At 43.5% G+C, this 253-nt stretch carries 1 protein-coding gene; it reads right to left on the reverse strand.

Features of this window, described 5'->3' with window-relative positions:
• On the reverse strand, positions 1–253 hold a 253-nt coding region (locus CF394_RS15500; protein WP_279327670.1), incomplete at both ends, for a phosphoenolpyruvate-utilizing N-terminal domain-containing protein.

Here is a 253-nt window from a genome sequence, read left to right on the forward strand (position 1 = left end):
GCTACAATAATAACCTCTTCTGAGATCATGCTTGGGTTCGGAATTTCGACGCCAAGCAGGTGGCCGGTTACGCGTTTTGTTACGTCGCGGATATCTGCCGCACGCTCTTTCATATATTCGTTGTCCATTGACTCAAACATAGTAACGAACATAGAAGACGTTTCTTTTAAAGCGAATTCAGCATTCACTGAATCAGTGCTGATTTTTTCTTTCACAGGGTTCAGAAGCTCAGGGTCACTGAGAACTAAAAGGT

The sequence above is a fragment of the Tetzosporium hominis genome, from assembly GCF_002265435.1.
GTDB classification, from domain to species: domain Bacteria; phylum Bacillota; class Bacilli; order Bacillales_A; family Planococcaceae; genus Chryseomicrobium; species Chryseomicrobium hominis.